The sequence below is a fragment of the uncultured Veillonella sp. genome (assembly GCF_963534045.1).
Taxonomy (GTDB): domain Bacteria; phylum Bacillota; class Negativicutes; order Veillonellales; family Veillonellaceae; genus Veillonella.
Genome location: NZ_CAUSQT010000003.1, coordinates 1 through 14990 on the forward strand (window position 1 = coordinate 1; position 14990 = coordinate 14990).

Genomic DNA, 14990 nt, shown 5'->3' on the forward strand with positions numbered 1-14990 from the left:
TCGAGTGCTAATCGCATGTATAATATTACCATACCAAAATAAAATGTCAAGTAAAATTATCCTTAAAAACCCTAATAAAATCAGTTTAGTCAAAAAGACAATGTGACTTTTATCAAAAATAAGTCAAAAAGACAATCTTCTATTTTATAAAAATTAGTCAAAAAGACAATGTACATCAGTGTTTAGAGCAGTTTGTCAATAAAATAAAAATATGCTCTTAGGTCTTTTTACTAAGAGCATATTTTTATCATAATATTTTATTTTCTAGTGGATTACCAAGACGTTCTAATAATTTTCCCATCCGTTCTTTTGGCTCTCCATATTCTGCATACCAATCAATCAATATATCAGCAGCCTTCTTTGCCTGCTCAATAGATAATTTACGCATCAGTATTTTTCCAGCTTCTGGACGCATACCTGTATTACCACCTACAGCAAGCATAAAGCCTTGCGATGTACCGATAAAAGCAATATCTTTTACCATAGAATCCGGGCAGTTACGGCCACAACCACTGATGCCAATTTTACATTTATGACCTGTTTTACGGCCATAATGATTACGTTCTATATAGTCAGCTAGTTCTTCCGTTTCCATTTGACCATTTTTACATTTCCCTTTGCCCACACAGGCAATCAACGAATTGACGCCTCTATGAACTACAGTTGTTACTCCATCAGGTAGTTCAGATATGAGTGCCTCCTTATCATCCTTTTCAATGCCTGTAATTTGTATGCCCGTCACTACATGTCTAAAGGAGCCACCATATTTTTCAGCTAAACTGATGCATGCTTTCATTTGATCTAATGAAAATTGATTATGTAAACCATGTAATATTACAGATGTCTTCATCTTTCCTCCTAAATAAGCATGCATATTCATCATCATCCTATTTATCCTAACATGTTGCTTATTGAGAAACTGTGAGAAATCTTACTCCTTTATAAATTGACTAAATACATAATTACCGTGCTTAGCCCCTTCTGGCGTTAGATGATATAAGTCTCCTTCTTTTATAATTAGATTCTTTTTAGTTAAATCATCTAAAATAGAGCCATATATATCTTCTAATCGTATATCAAATCTTTCGCTAAAATCGACCGTATTAATTCCCCACTTGGTTCGTAAGCTTAAAAAGCAATAATCTTCTTTAGCTCGCTTGGAATCTATAACTTCCTCTTCAACAACGGGAAATTCAAAACAGTCTATCTTTCTAGCATAAGGCATAACATTGCGATTATTAGCTCGTCTTACACCGTTAAAAAAGGAATGAGCCCCCGCACCAAAGCCTAAATAATCACAATATTGCCAGTATTTCAAATTATGTTTACTATATGCCTTATCTTTGGCAAAATTTGAAATTTCATATCGTTCAAAACCAAGACTTTGAATGCCTTGCATCATCATATCGTACATTCTATCCTCTGTTGATTCATCAGGTAACGTAATGAGTCCTTTTTCAACCAAATGATATAATCTTGTTCCTCGTTCTACTTGTAAACCATAGGTAGAAATATGATTAATTGGCAAGGTACTAACAATATCTAAATTCTTATTAATTTCATCAGTTGTTTGATTCGGTAATCCATATATTAAATCGATATTAATATCTTGAAATCCCGCCTCAAAGGCCCATTGAACTGCATCAATAGCCGCCTTACAATTATGACTTCGATGTAAACGTAACAGAGATGTGTCATCAAATGTTTGAACCCCAAAGCTGATACGGGAAAAGCCTAATTGGTTTAGCCTCTTTAAATACGACTGATCTACCTCTCCAGGATTTGATTCAATAGTAAATTGACAATCAGGAGATATAGTATAGGTATTTTTAAGGGTATTCAAAATCTGTTCTAATTGTAATAAGGACAATTCTGTAGGTGTGCCACCTCCAAAATATACGGTGTCTACAAGTTTAGTCCGAGACTCTGGATATGCGTCACCAAACATAGCCATTTCTTGAACCAAGGCATACAAATACGTCTCGTAATAGTCCTCTAAGTTTTGATACGCAGGGAAGTCACAATATATACATTTTTGTTTGCAAAACGGGATATGGATGTATATCCCCATATCCCGCAGTACAAACAAATCATTACGATTTGTTTCCATATTTTAGTCTTCTACCTTTAAGATTGCCATAAATGCTTCTTGTGGAATTTCTACAGAACCAACTGCTTTCATACGTTTCTTACCAGCTTTTTGTTTTTCTAGCAACTTACGTTTACGAGAAATATCACCGCCGTAACATTTTGCTAATACGTCCTTACGCCAAGCTTTTACAGTTTCACGAGCTACAATTTTTGTCCCTACTGCTGCTTGAATTGGAATTTCAAACATTTGACGAGGAATTAATTCTTTTAACTTCTCAGCTAATGCACGACCACGTGTAGCGGCACGATCCTTATGTACGATGATAGATAATGCATCCACCGGTTCACCATTCAATAAGATATCCATCTTAACCATTGGCGATTGTTTATAGCCAATTAATTCATAGTCTAGAGATGCATATCCCTTTGTGGCTGATTTCAACTTATCAAAGTAATCATAAATGATTTCACTCAATGGCAAATGATACACGACGGATACACGTGTTTCATCTAAGTATTCCATGGATTGGTATTCGCCGCGCTTATCTTGAGATAATTCCATAATGGTACCAACAAAATCCTTAGGTACAATGGTAGTAGCCTTTACATAAGGTTCTTCAATATAATCGATTTCCGTTGGAGGTGGTAATTTTGCAGGATTATCTACCTCTAGCATTTCTCCATTTGTCTTGTAAACCTTGTAGTTAACAGATGGAGCCGTCGTAATAAGTGTTAGATTATATTCACGCTCTAAACGCTCTTGAATAACATCCATATGTAGTAAGCCTAAGAAACCACAACGGAAACCAAAGCCTAAGGCCAAAGATGTTTCTGCTTCATATTCTAAAGCAGCATCATTAAGCTGTAACTTTTCTAATGCATCACGAAGATTTTCATAGTCCTTAGAATCTGTTGGATATAAGCCACAATATACCATAGATACAGCTTTGCGATAGCCCGGTAATGGTTCTGGCGCAGGGTTATCTGCTAATGTAACGGTATCGCCTACATGACAATCCTTTACATTTTTAATACTAGCCGCTATACAACCTACAGAACCACATGGTAATTCCTGAACAGGCACAAGATTAGGAGTAAAGATACCAAGTTCGGTTACATCAAAATCTTTTTTATCATGCATCATGCGAATTGTATCTTTTGCTTTAATAGTACCTTCTTTTACGCGCACATAAGCAATAGCACCTTTATAAGCATCAAAGCGGCTATCAAATATCAAGGCTCTTGTGGGTTCATCAGATTTATCTGGTGGTGCAGGCACCTTATTTACAATAGCTTCTAAAATATCTGGAATGCCGATGCCAGATTTAGCAGAACATAATACTGCTTCTGATGCGTCTAAACCAATGATATCTTCAATTTCATGTTTAACCCGATCAGGATCGGCAGAAGGCAAATCTATTTTGTTGATAACAGGAATAATTTCAAGATCATGTTCTAAAGCGAGATACACATTCGCCAACGTTTGAGCCTCTACACCTTGTGCAGCATCTACTACGAGTAATGCCCCTTCACAAGCTGCAAGAGAACGAGATACTTCATAGCTGAAATCCACATGGCCCGGCGTATCAATAAGGTTCAAAATGTATTCTTCACCATCTTGAGCCTTATACAAAATACGAACAGATTGCGCTTTAATAGTAATACCACGTTCCCGTTCTAAATCCATGGAATCTAATACTTGAGCTTCCATTTCTCGTTTTTGTAGAGTACCAGTATATTCAATTAATCTATCAGCGATGGTAGATTTACCATGGTCGATATGAGCTATAATACAGAAGTTTCTAATCTTTTTCGTTGACATACTATGTGAACAAGTTCAAGGAACTTGTATTCTCCTTTCTAACATACGCGATCGATAACAGCACCTCCTAATAGTTGAGTGCCATTATAAAAGGCTACGGACTGACCTGGTGTAATAGCCCGTTGTGGTTCATCAAAGATAACCTCCATCGTATCATCGTCTAAGATACGTGCTGTACAAGGCGATGGGTTGGCTGCGTAACGAATTTTACCTTCCGCCTTTAACTCTTTATGGATTGTATCATCTAAGAAATTATAAAACTTACAAATCATACGATTTGTAAAAAGTCGTTCATTAGGTCCTACAATAACTTCATTTCGTTCACCATTAAATCCGATAACATATAGAGGGTGTTTATAGGCAATGCCTAGTCCTTTGCGTTGACCAATGGTGTAATTAAATAAACCATTATGCTTCCCTAATACTTCACCATCTTCAGTAACGATATTACCAGATTTTGGTTTCGTCTTCATTTCTTCTACCACTAGTTTTTGGTAGTTACCATGAGGCAAGAAACAAATATCTACACTATCCGGTTTTTTAGCTACAGGCAAATTATACTCAGCAGCTAGTTTACGAGTTTCAGTCTTACATTGTCCACCCAAAGGGAACATGAGATGACTCAAAATTCGTTGGTTCATATTGTACATAACATAGCTTTGATCCTTTGTAGGGTCAACACCTTTATGCAGTTCATATAAACCAGTATCCTCATTATAATTAACCTGTGCATAGTGACCAGTAACCATATGGGTGGCACCGAGTTCAAGAGCACGATTAAGCATCAAATCAAATTTGATATTTTTATTACAGAATACACAAGGATTTGGTGTACGCCCATAAGCATATTCTTTTACAAAGTAATCTACCACATTATCGTAGAATACATCTCGCGCATCGATAACGTGATGTTCAATACCAAGAAAATCACACATTTTCTTAGCATCTGTTACGGCGAGGGGAACCTCATCATAAGGAGTACCACTCACCCATAGCCATAGGGTAATACCAAATACTTTATAGCCTTGTTTTAGTAGCATTGCAGCAGTTAAAGAACTGTCTACGCCACCACTCATAGCTACAGCGATAACTTTTTCCATACTTTCTCCTTTTAATGATCTCTTGATCATAAATCTAATCAGGGTGAAAGCCTGACGTGTAAAAACACTAATTCGGTGTAAAAGTCCGAGTAGTATTGCTATGAAATTATAGCAACTTATATTATATCCTAGAATTAGGTATATTGAAAAGATTTGAAATGAAAGAATCTCTTTCAATAAAAGAAAGAGATTCAAAAGGTTATCTATGTTTTAATAATTCTTCTGCAGCACCCAATATACCGAGCATAGAGTGTTCAAATACGAGCCCACCTTGCATAAAGATTGTATATGGAGAGCGCACGGGACCATCAGCACTGAGTTCAATAGATGACCCTTGTACAAATGTACCGCCAGCCATGATAATTTTATCTTCATAACCAGGCATATCACCAGGGATTGGATGCACATGAGCATCTACAGGAGAGTAAGCTTGCATGCCTACGCAGAAATGCTCCATTTCCTCACCATTTTTTAAATTGATGGCTTGAATTAAGTCATAACGGTCTGCATCTACCTTAGGGAACACCTCATATCCTAGTAATTCACCTACCGCAGCTGTATATACAGCTCCTTTAAGGGCTTGTAAAACTACATGAGGAGCCATAAATAGGCCTTGGAAAAATAAACGATATCCAGGAGCATAGGAACCCATATGATCACCAAGCCCTGGAGCCGTCAATTGATATGATGCATCTTCTACCAAATCCTCACGGCCCACGATATATCCACCGGTTGGTGCCAATCCACCACCAGCATTTTTGATGAGAGAACCCGCCATAATATCAGCACCAGCTTCTAATGGTTCTTGAAGCTCCGTAAATTCACCGTAGCAATTATCTACAAAACAAATGGTATTCGGATTCTTTGCTTTCACAACATCAACGATAGCCTTAATATCCGCAATCGATAATGGTTCACGAGTGCTATACCCACGAGAACGTTGTATAACGACTGCACGCGTATTGGAATTAACAGCATGTCCGATAGCCTCCAAATCATAAGTATTATTTTTTAGAGGCACTTCTGTATAGGTAAAGCCTTTTTCAATCAATGAGCCCTTAACAGGACGAGTATAGCCTATAACAGATTGCATGGTATCATAAGGAGCTCCAACGGCATAGATAAATTCAGTCCCTTTTGAGCCATTCCCCATAATGGCCATCAAAGTAGTGGCCAATGCATGAGTACCAGATACAAAATGAGGTCGCACGAGAGCCTTTTCACCTTTAAACACATAGGCAAATACTTCATCTAATTTTTCACGGCCTACATCGTTATAACCATAACCGGTTGTACCAGTGAAATGGTAATCGGATACTTGACATTCTTTAAATGCTTCAAGTACTTTTTTAGTATTTGCTAATGCAATAGGTTCAAACTTTTTAAATTGTGGTTCTGCCATTTCAAGGGCTTTACTTCGTATTTCTTCTAATGTCATTCTCTATCCTTTATTTCTAAAAAAACTTGAGTCAATTATATTACAAGCCATACCATAAATTTCGGATTCTGTTGTTTGTGAATCTATGGTAATCCATTTTATATACGGCATACGTTTGTACCACGTAATCTGTCGTTTTGCAAAGTGACGCGTATTTTTTTGAATTAAATCAACACATGCGTCATAACTGATGAATCCTTCTAAATACTGAACAACCTCTTTATAGCCAATACCTTTAAAGGCCTGACAGTTTGGATTCACTCCATTTGTTAGTAACTGTTTGACTTCATCAACGAGGCCTTTTTCAAACATGATTTCTACGCGACGATTAATTCGATCATATAAATCACTGCGTTCACGTTGTAATCCAATAACAGGACCCTCATAGGATAAACCGTCTTTTGTCTGACTTGTTAATGCATCAAAATCACCAGCCGTCATTAATTCAATAGCACGGTATAACCGATGTTTATCGGTATATTTAATTTCTATGCCACCTTTTTCTGCCAAATTCTGAGCATACTGACGTAAGCCATCTATGCCATATTCAGCATATAGCTCATCCAATTCGCTTCTGAGCTCTGTATTAGGTTTTATATCATTGAAATTATAATTCTCCAGCAATGATTGCACATATAAACCTGTGCCACCCGATAGAATTGGCAGTACCTGATTTTGATTTAACGTATCAATTAATGTCTTAGCCTGTTGTTGAAAAATTGATACACTGTAATCATCATTAGGATCTAATATATCAATAAGATGATGTGGAACTATAGATAATTCATCAGCAGTAGGTTTAGCAGTGCCTATATTCAAATGTTTATATACCTGATACGCATCACCAGAAATCACTTCACCATGATAGCGTTTGGCCAATGCTAATGTTAGATCAGTCTTACCTACAGCTGTAGGACCTACAATTGTTATCAACTTTTCCATTGTAACCCCTTATTACTGTAAACACCATAGCCGATACGACTATATTTGCCACCCACCCATTTAGATGGTGGAAAATCTTTAAATACAGAGCTAAACGGCCGTTCTTTGATAATAAAACCTAATCGACAAACGCGCCTAGCTTCCTGAATAACAGAATCTGTGATTCTACCTTCCGAAGTATGTCCTCTCAATGGTTTAAATTGAGGACTTTCTTCAATAGGGACTTCAAACATAGGGTCAAAATATAATATATCCACACTATCATTTGGTTGCCCCTGTAAAAAGCTTTCAAAATTATCATGACGAGCATCAACGCGACGTAGTGCATTTGTTACAGTCATATCCTCATGAATATGATGTTTCAATCCAAACCACGTAGATAACCATATAGGATATGATGCCTCTAGTCCTATAATATGTGCATTTGGAAACGCATAAGACATGATAATACTATCACTGCCAAGACCTAGCGTACAATCAACTATAGATATGGAATTAGAAGAGTCCGCGCTTAACGATTCTATAGCTTTTACAAGGTGGTCATCATCTCCGCGTTGTAGGCGTAAAATACGCAATTGTGCCATTGATAAGTGAAACCTATGTTCCTGTTCCTCGTTAAAATGAATTGTCAATTGATTCTTAGAAACAACCGCTATGGGCATATCCTCTAATAACAATTCAGAAATAGGTTTTTTATGACGCTCTTTGTATATTAGACCTAATGAATTAGCTAATTCTTTTGTTTCTGCTTTGACCTCTGAAGATGCTTTTTGTGATGTTGTAATTATCATATTAAGACCTTAAGAATAACTTACCTAATTCATCAGGTGTAAATTTAATAATAGTTGGGCGACCGTGAGGACAGACATAAGGTTTATCTGTATGGAATAAATCTTCAATAAGTGTGGTCATTTGGTACATATTAAGATTGTGTCCAGATTTAATGGCCCCCCTACAAGATGCATAAGCTAGCATTTCATGACGCAATTGTGCCTTTGTAGGCTGTTCATGGTTATGCAAATAAGTAAAGACATAAGATAAAATTTCCTGAGCTTTACTTTCCACTAGATCGACAGGTGCACCAACTAATTTAATTTGATTAGGTCCACCAAGTTCTACTTCGAAACCTAAATCCAACAATGCTTGTTGATCATTTTCAACAATATTCATTTCGTCCTCTGTAGCATTGCTATATAGAGGAACTAATAAACTTTGCATTGGTATAGATTCTGAGGACTTACACAATTTATCATAACGAACTCGTTCATGCGCAGCATGTTGGTCTATTATATATAAATCATCTCCCTTTTTAGCCAATATATAACAAGATGCGACTTGCCCCATTGGTAAAAAGCCAGATTTTTGTATATCTCTAGATTCATCTTCGATATGCTGTTCTTGTATTTGATGGAATCGCTCTTTATCTTCCGTAGTATAGCTAGTATAAGCTGTTGGCACAGATGTAAAGGAAGATTCCTCAAAAGACTCTTGTTCGAATGTGGCCTTAGGAGCTGGTGGAGTAAACCCTTTCTCTTTTAAAGCATCTACAAAATCGCGAGTATCCTGACGTAATACCTCATATCCCTTAGTGCGTCGTCCTCCAAAGACCTTATCATAATCAATGGCTGTTGCGATATGCTCGGCTGTATCACTATGATCACTGAATACCTGTGGTGATTGATATGAATCATAGCCACTAACTTTTGCTTCTGTTTCTAAAGGTTGTATGTATGACGATGACTCCCGTTCATATCGTTCATGAAGAGGGTTATTTAAAGCATTTAGAATTGCATGATACACAGCTTTAAATATAATTTTATCATCTTCAAATTTCACTTCGCTCTTACGAGGATGAACATTGATATCAACCATGTTGGCAGGCACAGTGATGTGCAATAAAACCAATGGATATCCTGATTTAGGTAATAATGCATGGTACGCATTATCAATAGCCTTTAAAATCGTCTTATCAGAGATGACGCGATTATTAACGATAATAGTTTGCCAAATTCGCGTGCTCTTTAATAATGTTGGCTTAGATACAACACCTTCAATATAAATATCCTCACTTTCATAAGCTATAGTGAAAATATCATTCTTAGTTTTATATCCATACAATGCAGCCACCGTATCTAGTATAGAACCAGAGCCTGGTGTAATGATGGCCACACGATCATCTATGGTTAATTTAAATGCAATATGCGGGTTACTTAATGCTAATTTACCAACAATATCTTGAATTTTCGATGATTCAGTGCGTTCTGTTTTAAGAAATTTACGACGAGCTGGTGTATTAAAAAATAACTCCTTCACTTCAATCGTCGTGCCTGGGGCAGCACCATAAGGAATACAATCAGTAAAGGTTCCTCCATCGATAAGGATTCGTGTACCAAGTTCTTGATCAACGGTTCTAGTTGTCAAAACAAAATGAGAAACAGAGGCGATACTCGCCAAAGCCTCCCCCCGAAATCCTAAGGATGCAATATCAAATAAATCTTCTACACATTGAATCTTCGAGGTTGCATGCCTTAGAACAGCAAGGCGTGCATCTTCCTCAGTCATCCCCTTGCCATTATCAGTAATACGCATATATGCGCTGCCGCCTTCACCGATTTCTACCTCAATAGATGTAGATCCGGCATCAATAGAATTTTCAATGAGTTCTTTTACCACGGATGCAGGCCGTTCTACGACTTCTCCAGCCGCTATTTTATTAATGGTGGTCTCATCTAAGACATGAATGGTTGCCATTATTTACCGCCTCCATTACGCGCTTCTGCCTGTAATTGATGAATTGCATTTAAAGCCTCAATAGGCGTCATGGTATTAACGTCAATAGCCAACAGTGAATCTACCACAGAATGGGTGAATAAATTGCCAAAATCATCTGTATCAACAGTAGGTTTATTATATTTAATAACAGTTTCTGATGTAATAACACGATTATTTAAATCATCTGAATCAGTATTCTGCTCTTCTAATGATTCTAGAATAACTTCGGCTCGTTTTAAAACTTGCGCTGGCAAACCTGCCAATTTTGCTACGTGGATACCATAACTTCTATCAGCTCCACCTCTAATGATGCGGCGTAAAAAGGCTATATCCTTTCCTTTTTCTTTTACAGCTACTGTGTAGTTTTTAAGTCTTGGATATACCTCTTCTAAAGGAATTAATTCATGATAATGCGTTGCAAACAATGTCTTAGCATGAATATGTTTACAAATATGCTCCACCACTGCTTGTGCAATACTTAAACCATCAAAGGTACTTGTACCACGACCAATCTCATCAAGAATAATCAAACTCTTAGATGTAGCATTTTCAAGAATATAGGCAACTTCTTTCATTTCAACCATGAAAGTACTTTGGCCTGTAGAAATATCATCGCTCGCACCAACACGTGTAAATACACGATCTACAGGAGAAATAGTGGCCTCCCTGGCAGGTATAAAGGAGCCTATTTGAGCCATAATCATAAGAATTGCTACCTGTCTCATATATGTGGATTTACCAGCCATATTAGGACCAGTTATAAGCATAAATTCTTCGTCATCATGATTGAGTACGACATCATTAGGGACAAAAACCTCTCTTTTCAAGAATTTCTCTATCACTGGATGACGTCCATCGCGAATATTAATTTGACCATTCATAACGATATTCGGACAAATATAATTAGACTCATATGCAACAGTCGCTAATGATGCAAGAACATCAAGTTCTGCTAAAGCTCTAGCTGTTTCCTGAACCTTTTTAATAACCCCTTTAATTTGATTACGTAAATCTTGATATAGTTGTTGCTCTAAGGAAACAATCTTTTCCTTGGCACTGAGAATTTTAATTTCAAATTCTTTTAAATCAGGTGTAATATAACGCTCTGCATTAACAGTGGTTTGTTTCCGAATAAAATAGGCTGGTACCTTATCAACTTGAGCTTTGCTAACCTCAAAGAAGTAGCCAAAAACCTTATTATATTTTGTTTTAAGTTTAAGACCAGTTTCTTCCCTAGCCTTATCCTCTAATTTTTGAAGCCAAACTTCACTATTAGTAGCTAATGAACGAAGTTCATCTAATTCTTCATTATAGCCATCTCGAATAACTCGACCATCTTTTAATGTTAACGCAGGTTGCTCTGCAATAGCTCTACTCAACAGATCATATATATCTGCATGATCATCAATACGACTATTAATAGATGTCAATGATAAGCCAGAAAACTCTTTAAGCAGAGTCTTAATATTAGGTAATACTTGCAAGGATTCCCGAAGTGATGTAAAGTCTCGCGGCGATACAGATCCAGTTTCAATACGACCTACGATACGTTCGAAATCATAAATACAATCCAAATAACTTTGTATTTCATAGCGTTCTGCATTGCGAGATATCAGTTCAGCAACTGCAGCTTGTCGTCGTTGAATGGTCGGTATATCTGTAAGAGGGCTTTCCAGCCATTGTTTTAATAAACGGGCCCCCATAGGCGTTAATGTTCTATCAAGCACATCTAATAATGTTCCCTTTACACCACCATCGCGTAAATTGTGAGTAATCTCAAGATGGCGCAAAGATGATGTATCCAGGATTAACCGATTGCCTACATCCATTTGATGTACATAATTAATATGAGAAATTTCGGTCTTAATAACATCTTGTAAATATAAGAGCATAAAGCCTAATGCAGCTAATACATCTTCTTCCATAAGTCCCATGTCTTGGAAGTGATTATTTGCGAGTTTACATGCAGAATCTACACTTTCAAAGGAAGTAAACGGAGACAATACTACATTATTAAATTGATTATGAATGAAATCTACTATCGTTTGTGGCAAAATAGTGCCTTCAGGAACAATGATTTCAGCAGGTCTATACATGCTAAGGGAATCATATATTTGACTTATATTATCCTGTGGTACACGATCCCAAATAACCTCGCCTGTAGATACGTCGGAGAACACAAGAATCCATGCTTCTTTAACTAAATAAAACAAGGCTAAAAAGTTATTACTCCGTGCATCGTTACCATTTTCTGTCATTACAGTTCCCGGTGTGATGACTTGGATAACATCCCGTTTAACGATGCCTTTTACGGCCTTAGGGTCCTCTAATTGTTCACAAATAGCAACCTTGTACCCCTTTTTAACCAAAGTTTCTATGTAACTTTCAGCAGCATGAAAAGGAACGCCACACATAGGTGTTCGTTCCTCATTGCCTGTTGGTCTACCTGTTAAGGTAATATTCAATTCTCGAGATGCAATTAATGCATCTTCATTAAATAATTCATAAAAATCACCAAGTCGGAAAAATAGAAGCTCATCGCTATGTCGCGATTTAATATCTAAATATTGTTCCATCATTGGTGTTACTTTTTTTGCCATTCTTACCCCTTTTGAATGGTACCGTAGCAGACCCATGTTTGTGCTTTATCAATATAGGCTGGTACAGTATCACCGATAGTTAACTCATCATCTTTTGGGAATAGTACCATCTTATTCCCGGACGTACGACCGAACCACATGGTTTCATCTTTAGCACTTGGACCTTCTACAATAATATCAAATACTTTGCCTTCCATAGTTTTATTGAGTTCTAAAGAAATTTCATTTTGAATATCCATCAATTGTTGTAGACGAACGCGTTTTACTTCTTCTGGAACTTGCTCATCCATGGTAGCAGCAGGCGTACCAGACCGTTTAGAGTAAATAAAAGTATAAGCCATATCATAGCGAACATCTTTTAATAATTGAAGCGTTTGTTCAAAATCTTCCTCAGTCTCCCCAGGAAAACCTACGATAATATCAGTTGTTACAACCACATTTTTAATTTTTTCTCTACAGTAGGATAATAATTCTTTATAATGTTCCACCGTATAATGGCGATTCATCTTCTTTAAAATTCTATCAGAACCAGATTGAATTGGTAAATGTAAATGCGTAACGATATTACTAGAGCGCCCCAATGCATCAATCATTGATTTGGTCATATCTTGAGGATGACTAGTCATATAACGAATACGTTCGATGCCTGGGATATGATCAAGGGCATCTACTAATGTGCCAAAATCAGTACCATCTTTAAAATCTAAGCCATAGGAATTTACATTTTGTCCTAACAACGTAATTTCCTTAAACCCTTTTGCACCCAACTCTGTTACTTCTTTTACAATTGCTTCTACGGGACGGCTAATTTCGCGACCGCGCACATGAGGAACAATGCAATAAGTACAAAATTTATTACAACCATTCATAATCGGTACCCAAGCAAAAAATGTACCATTAGGTTTTGCCTGTAATTCTGGAAGTACTGTATTATCCATGTCAACATTGATTTGATGCTTATGGGTACGTTGAACCTCAGCAATCATTTCATTAATATGTTGAATATTATGAGTACCTAGGACAATATCGATATGAGGTGCGCGTTTAAACATTTCAGCTTGATTTTTTTGTGCCATACAACCTGTAATAGCAATGATCAAATTTTTATTTTTTTGTTTTAAACGTTTTAATTCACCGATACGACCAAATACTTTCGTTTCTGCCGTTTCACGTACTGCACAGGTATTCAATAATATTAAATCTGCCGATTCTACATCATCGGTCGGTATATAACCTACTGTTTCAAGTTGATGTGAAAGACGCTCAGAATCAGCGGTATTCATTTGACAACCATAGGTATATATATAATATGACTTCATTCTATCTCCTAAATATGTTTTATAATCTTACGTTTTGTTTCTACAATATTTTTTACTTTTATAGACATCCGCTCTACAGACATGCCTGTAATATATTCTAATTCGTTGCGTACAGATTTTTGTACCTGTTGCATCAGTGGTTTAACTGGATGTCCTTGTTCAATAACAACTGACATATCTAACATTAAACCATTCTGCCCTTTAGAGCTCTTTTTGAAAGCGATATCTGATGAGGCATCAACACCAGGTACCTTTTTTAGGCCGTTTCGAATTAATTTAATGATGACTTCATCATCAAAGGTTAGACGACCATAATAACTAAAGGCTGGTCTAACAACAGAACGTTCAAAGCCTTCAGATCCAATTTGACCAATTTTATCAGGATCTTGTTTACGCAATGTACGGCGACGCCAAATCGTCTTAATTGGATCGATAAGATAGCCTTTAAAATGAGGCTTTAATTCCATTGTTGGAACTGGAATGATATGCTTGCCTTCCTTTAATCGTGCATACTGTGCTTTTTCGATTTCTTTAGGGGTTGCCACATCCTCAATGCGAATATATCGATCTGGTTCTTGAATCCCCAAGGCCTTTGTAATTTTTTTGACCATATTATCAGATGTACCGATAATCATCAAACGATTAGGATTTATCGCATCTAATTGACTACGAACCTCTTTAACTTGAACAGGATCTTGGAATATAGCACGACGAACAGCCTTTAAACGGCTAGATTCTTTTTTTGCAGAAAAGCCGGCTACAATTTTATTATCATGAATTAAAATACCATCATCAATAATGCATTCCACACTATTTTCATGAGCTAGTACGAGAGCCCGATGGCTTTTACCGGTCCCACTACCACCTACAAAAGCAATAACTTCCATAGTACACCTCACATCTATA

At 36.8% G+C, this 14990-nt stretch carries 11 protein-coding genes; all 11 read right to left on the reverse strand.

All coding sequences use genetic code 11. The features are described from left to right. Positions 1-247 precede the first annotated feature (247 nt). Positions 248-850 carry a nitrite/sulfite reductase gene (locus RYP29_RS01170; RefSeq protein WP_311531677.1) on the reverse strand — a complete coding sequence of 201 codons (603 nt, stop codon included), beginning with the start codon at positions 848-850 and terminating at the stop codon, positions 248-250. A gap of 81 nt (positions 851-931) precedes the next feature. Further along, entirely contained in the window at positions 932-2110 is a 1179-nt protein-coding gene (gene hemW, locus RYP29_RS01175; RefSeq protein ID WP_311531679.1) for a radical SAM family heme chaperone HemW, read from the reverse strand. A 3-nt stretch (positions 2111-2113) separates the two neighbouring features. Further along, positions 2114-3913 (reverse strand): translation elongation factor 4, encoded by a 1800-nt coding sequence (gene lepA, locus RYP29_RS01180; protein WP_311531681.1) that lies wholly within the window; start codon positions 3911-3913, stop codon positions 2114-2116. A 38-nt stretch (positions 3914-3951) separates the two neighbouring features. Next, positions 3952-5013 (reverse strand): tRNA 2-thiouridine(34) synthase MnmA, encoded by a 1062-nt coding sequence (gene mnmA, locus RYP29_RS01185; protein ID WP_311531682.1) that lies wholly within the window; start codon positions 5011-5013, stop codon positions 3952-3954. 199 nt (positions 5014-5212) lie between these two features. Next, on the reverse strand, positions 5213-6451 hold the full coding sequence (locus RYP29_RS01190; RefSeq protein ID WP_311531684.1) for a methionine gamma-lyase family protein: 1239 nt from the start codon (positions 6449-6451) through the stop codon (positions 5213-5215). 3 nt (positions 6452-6454) lie between these two features. Further along, a complete protein-coding gene (miaA, locus tag RYP29_RS01195) occupies positions 6455-7393 on the reverse strand; it encodes a tRNA (adenosine(37)-N6)-dimethylallyltransferase MiaA (protein WP_311531685.1) in 939 nt (312 codons plus the stop codon). Continuing rightward, positions 7381-8184 (reverse strand): class I SAM-dependent methyltransferase, encoded by an 804-nt coding sequence (locus RYP29_RS01200; protein ID WP_311531687.1) that lies wholly within the window; start codon positions 8182-8184, stop codon positions 7381-7383. Before RYP29_RS01200 ends, miaA begins: the two co-directional genes overlap by 13 nt. Position 8185: 1 nt before the next feature. Then, positions 8186-10144 carry a DNA mismatch repair endonuclease MutL gene (gene mutL, locus RYP29_RS01205; RefSeq protein ID WP_311531689.1) on the reverse strand — a complete coding sequence of 653 codons (1959 nt, stop codon included), beginning with the start codon at positions 10142-10144 and terminating at the stop codon, positions 8186-8188. Beyond that, positions 10144-12765, reverse strand: a complete 2622-nt coding sequence (mutS, locus tag RYP29_RS01210; protein WP_311531690.1) for a DNA mismatch repair protein MutS — start codon at positions 12763-12765, stop codon at positions 10144-10146. The genes mutL and mutS overlap by 1 nt, the downstream gene beginning before the upstream one ends. A gap of 2 nt (positions 12766-12767) precedes the next feature. After that, positions 12768-14084 (reverse strand): tRNA (N6-isopentenyl adenosine(37)-C2)-methylthiotransferase MiaB, encoded by a 1317-nt coding sequence (gene miaB, locus RYP29_RS01215; RefSeq protein ID WP_156718499.1) that lies wholly within the window; start codon positions 14082-14084, stop codon positions 12768-12770. An 8-nt stretch (positions 14085-14092) separates the two neighbouring features. Then, the gene (locus RYP29_RS01220; RefSeq protein WP_009661250.1) at positions 14093-14971 is read right to left on the reverse strand and encodes an Asp23/Gls24 family envelope stress response protein; all 879 of its coding nucleotides are present in this window, start codon (positions 14969-14971) and stop codon (positions 14093-14095) included. Between the last annotated feature and the right edge of the window lie 19 nt (positions 14972-14990).

Excerpts from the sequence above, each read along its gene's own strand:
- mutS (WP_311531690.1), bottom strand. The coding sequence starts at position 12,765 with ATGGCAAAAAAAGTAACACCAATGATGGAACAATATTTAGATATTAAA.
- mnmA (WP_311531682.1), bottom strand. The coding sequence starts at position 5,013 with ATGGAAAAAGTTATCGCTGTAGCTATGAGTGGTGGCGTAGACAGTTCT.
- RYP29_RS01220 (WP_009661250.1), bottom strand. The coding sequence starts at position 14,971 with ATGGAAGTTATTGCTTTTGTAGGTGGTAGTGGGACCGGTAAAAGCCAT.
- miaA (WP_311531685.1), bottom strand. The coding sequence starts at position 7,393 with ATGGAAAAGTTGATAACAATTGTAGGTCCTACAGCTGTAGGTAAGACT.
- RYP29_RS01200 (WP_311531687.1), bottom strand. The coding sequence starts at position 8,184 with ATGATAATTACAACATCACAAAAAGCATCTTCAGAGGTCAAAGCAGAA.
- hemW (WP_311531679.1), bottom strand. The coding sequence starts at position 2,110 with ATGGAAACAAATCGTAATGATTTGTTTGTACTGCGGGATATGGGGATA.
- lepA (WP_311531681.1), bottom strand. The coding sequence starts at position 3,913 with ATGTCAACGAAAAAGATTAGAAACTTCTGTATTATAGCTCATATCGAC.
- RYP29_RS01170 (WP_311531677.1), bottom strand. The coding sequence starts at position 850 with ATGAAGACATCTGTAATATTACATGGTTTACATAATCAATTTTCATTA.
- miaB (WP_156718499.1), bottom strand. The coding sequence starts at position 14,084 with ATGAAGTCATATTATATATATACCTATGGTTGTCAAATGAATACCGCT.
- mutL (WP_311531689.1), bottom strand. The coding sequence starts at position 10,144 with ATGGCAACCATTCATGTCTTAGATGAGACCACCATTAATAAAATAGCG.
- RYP29_RS01190 (WP_311531684.1), bottom strand. The coding sequence starts at position 6,451 with ATGACATTAGAAGAAATACGAAGTAAAGCCCTTGAAATGGCAGAACCA.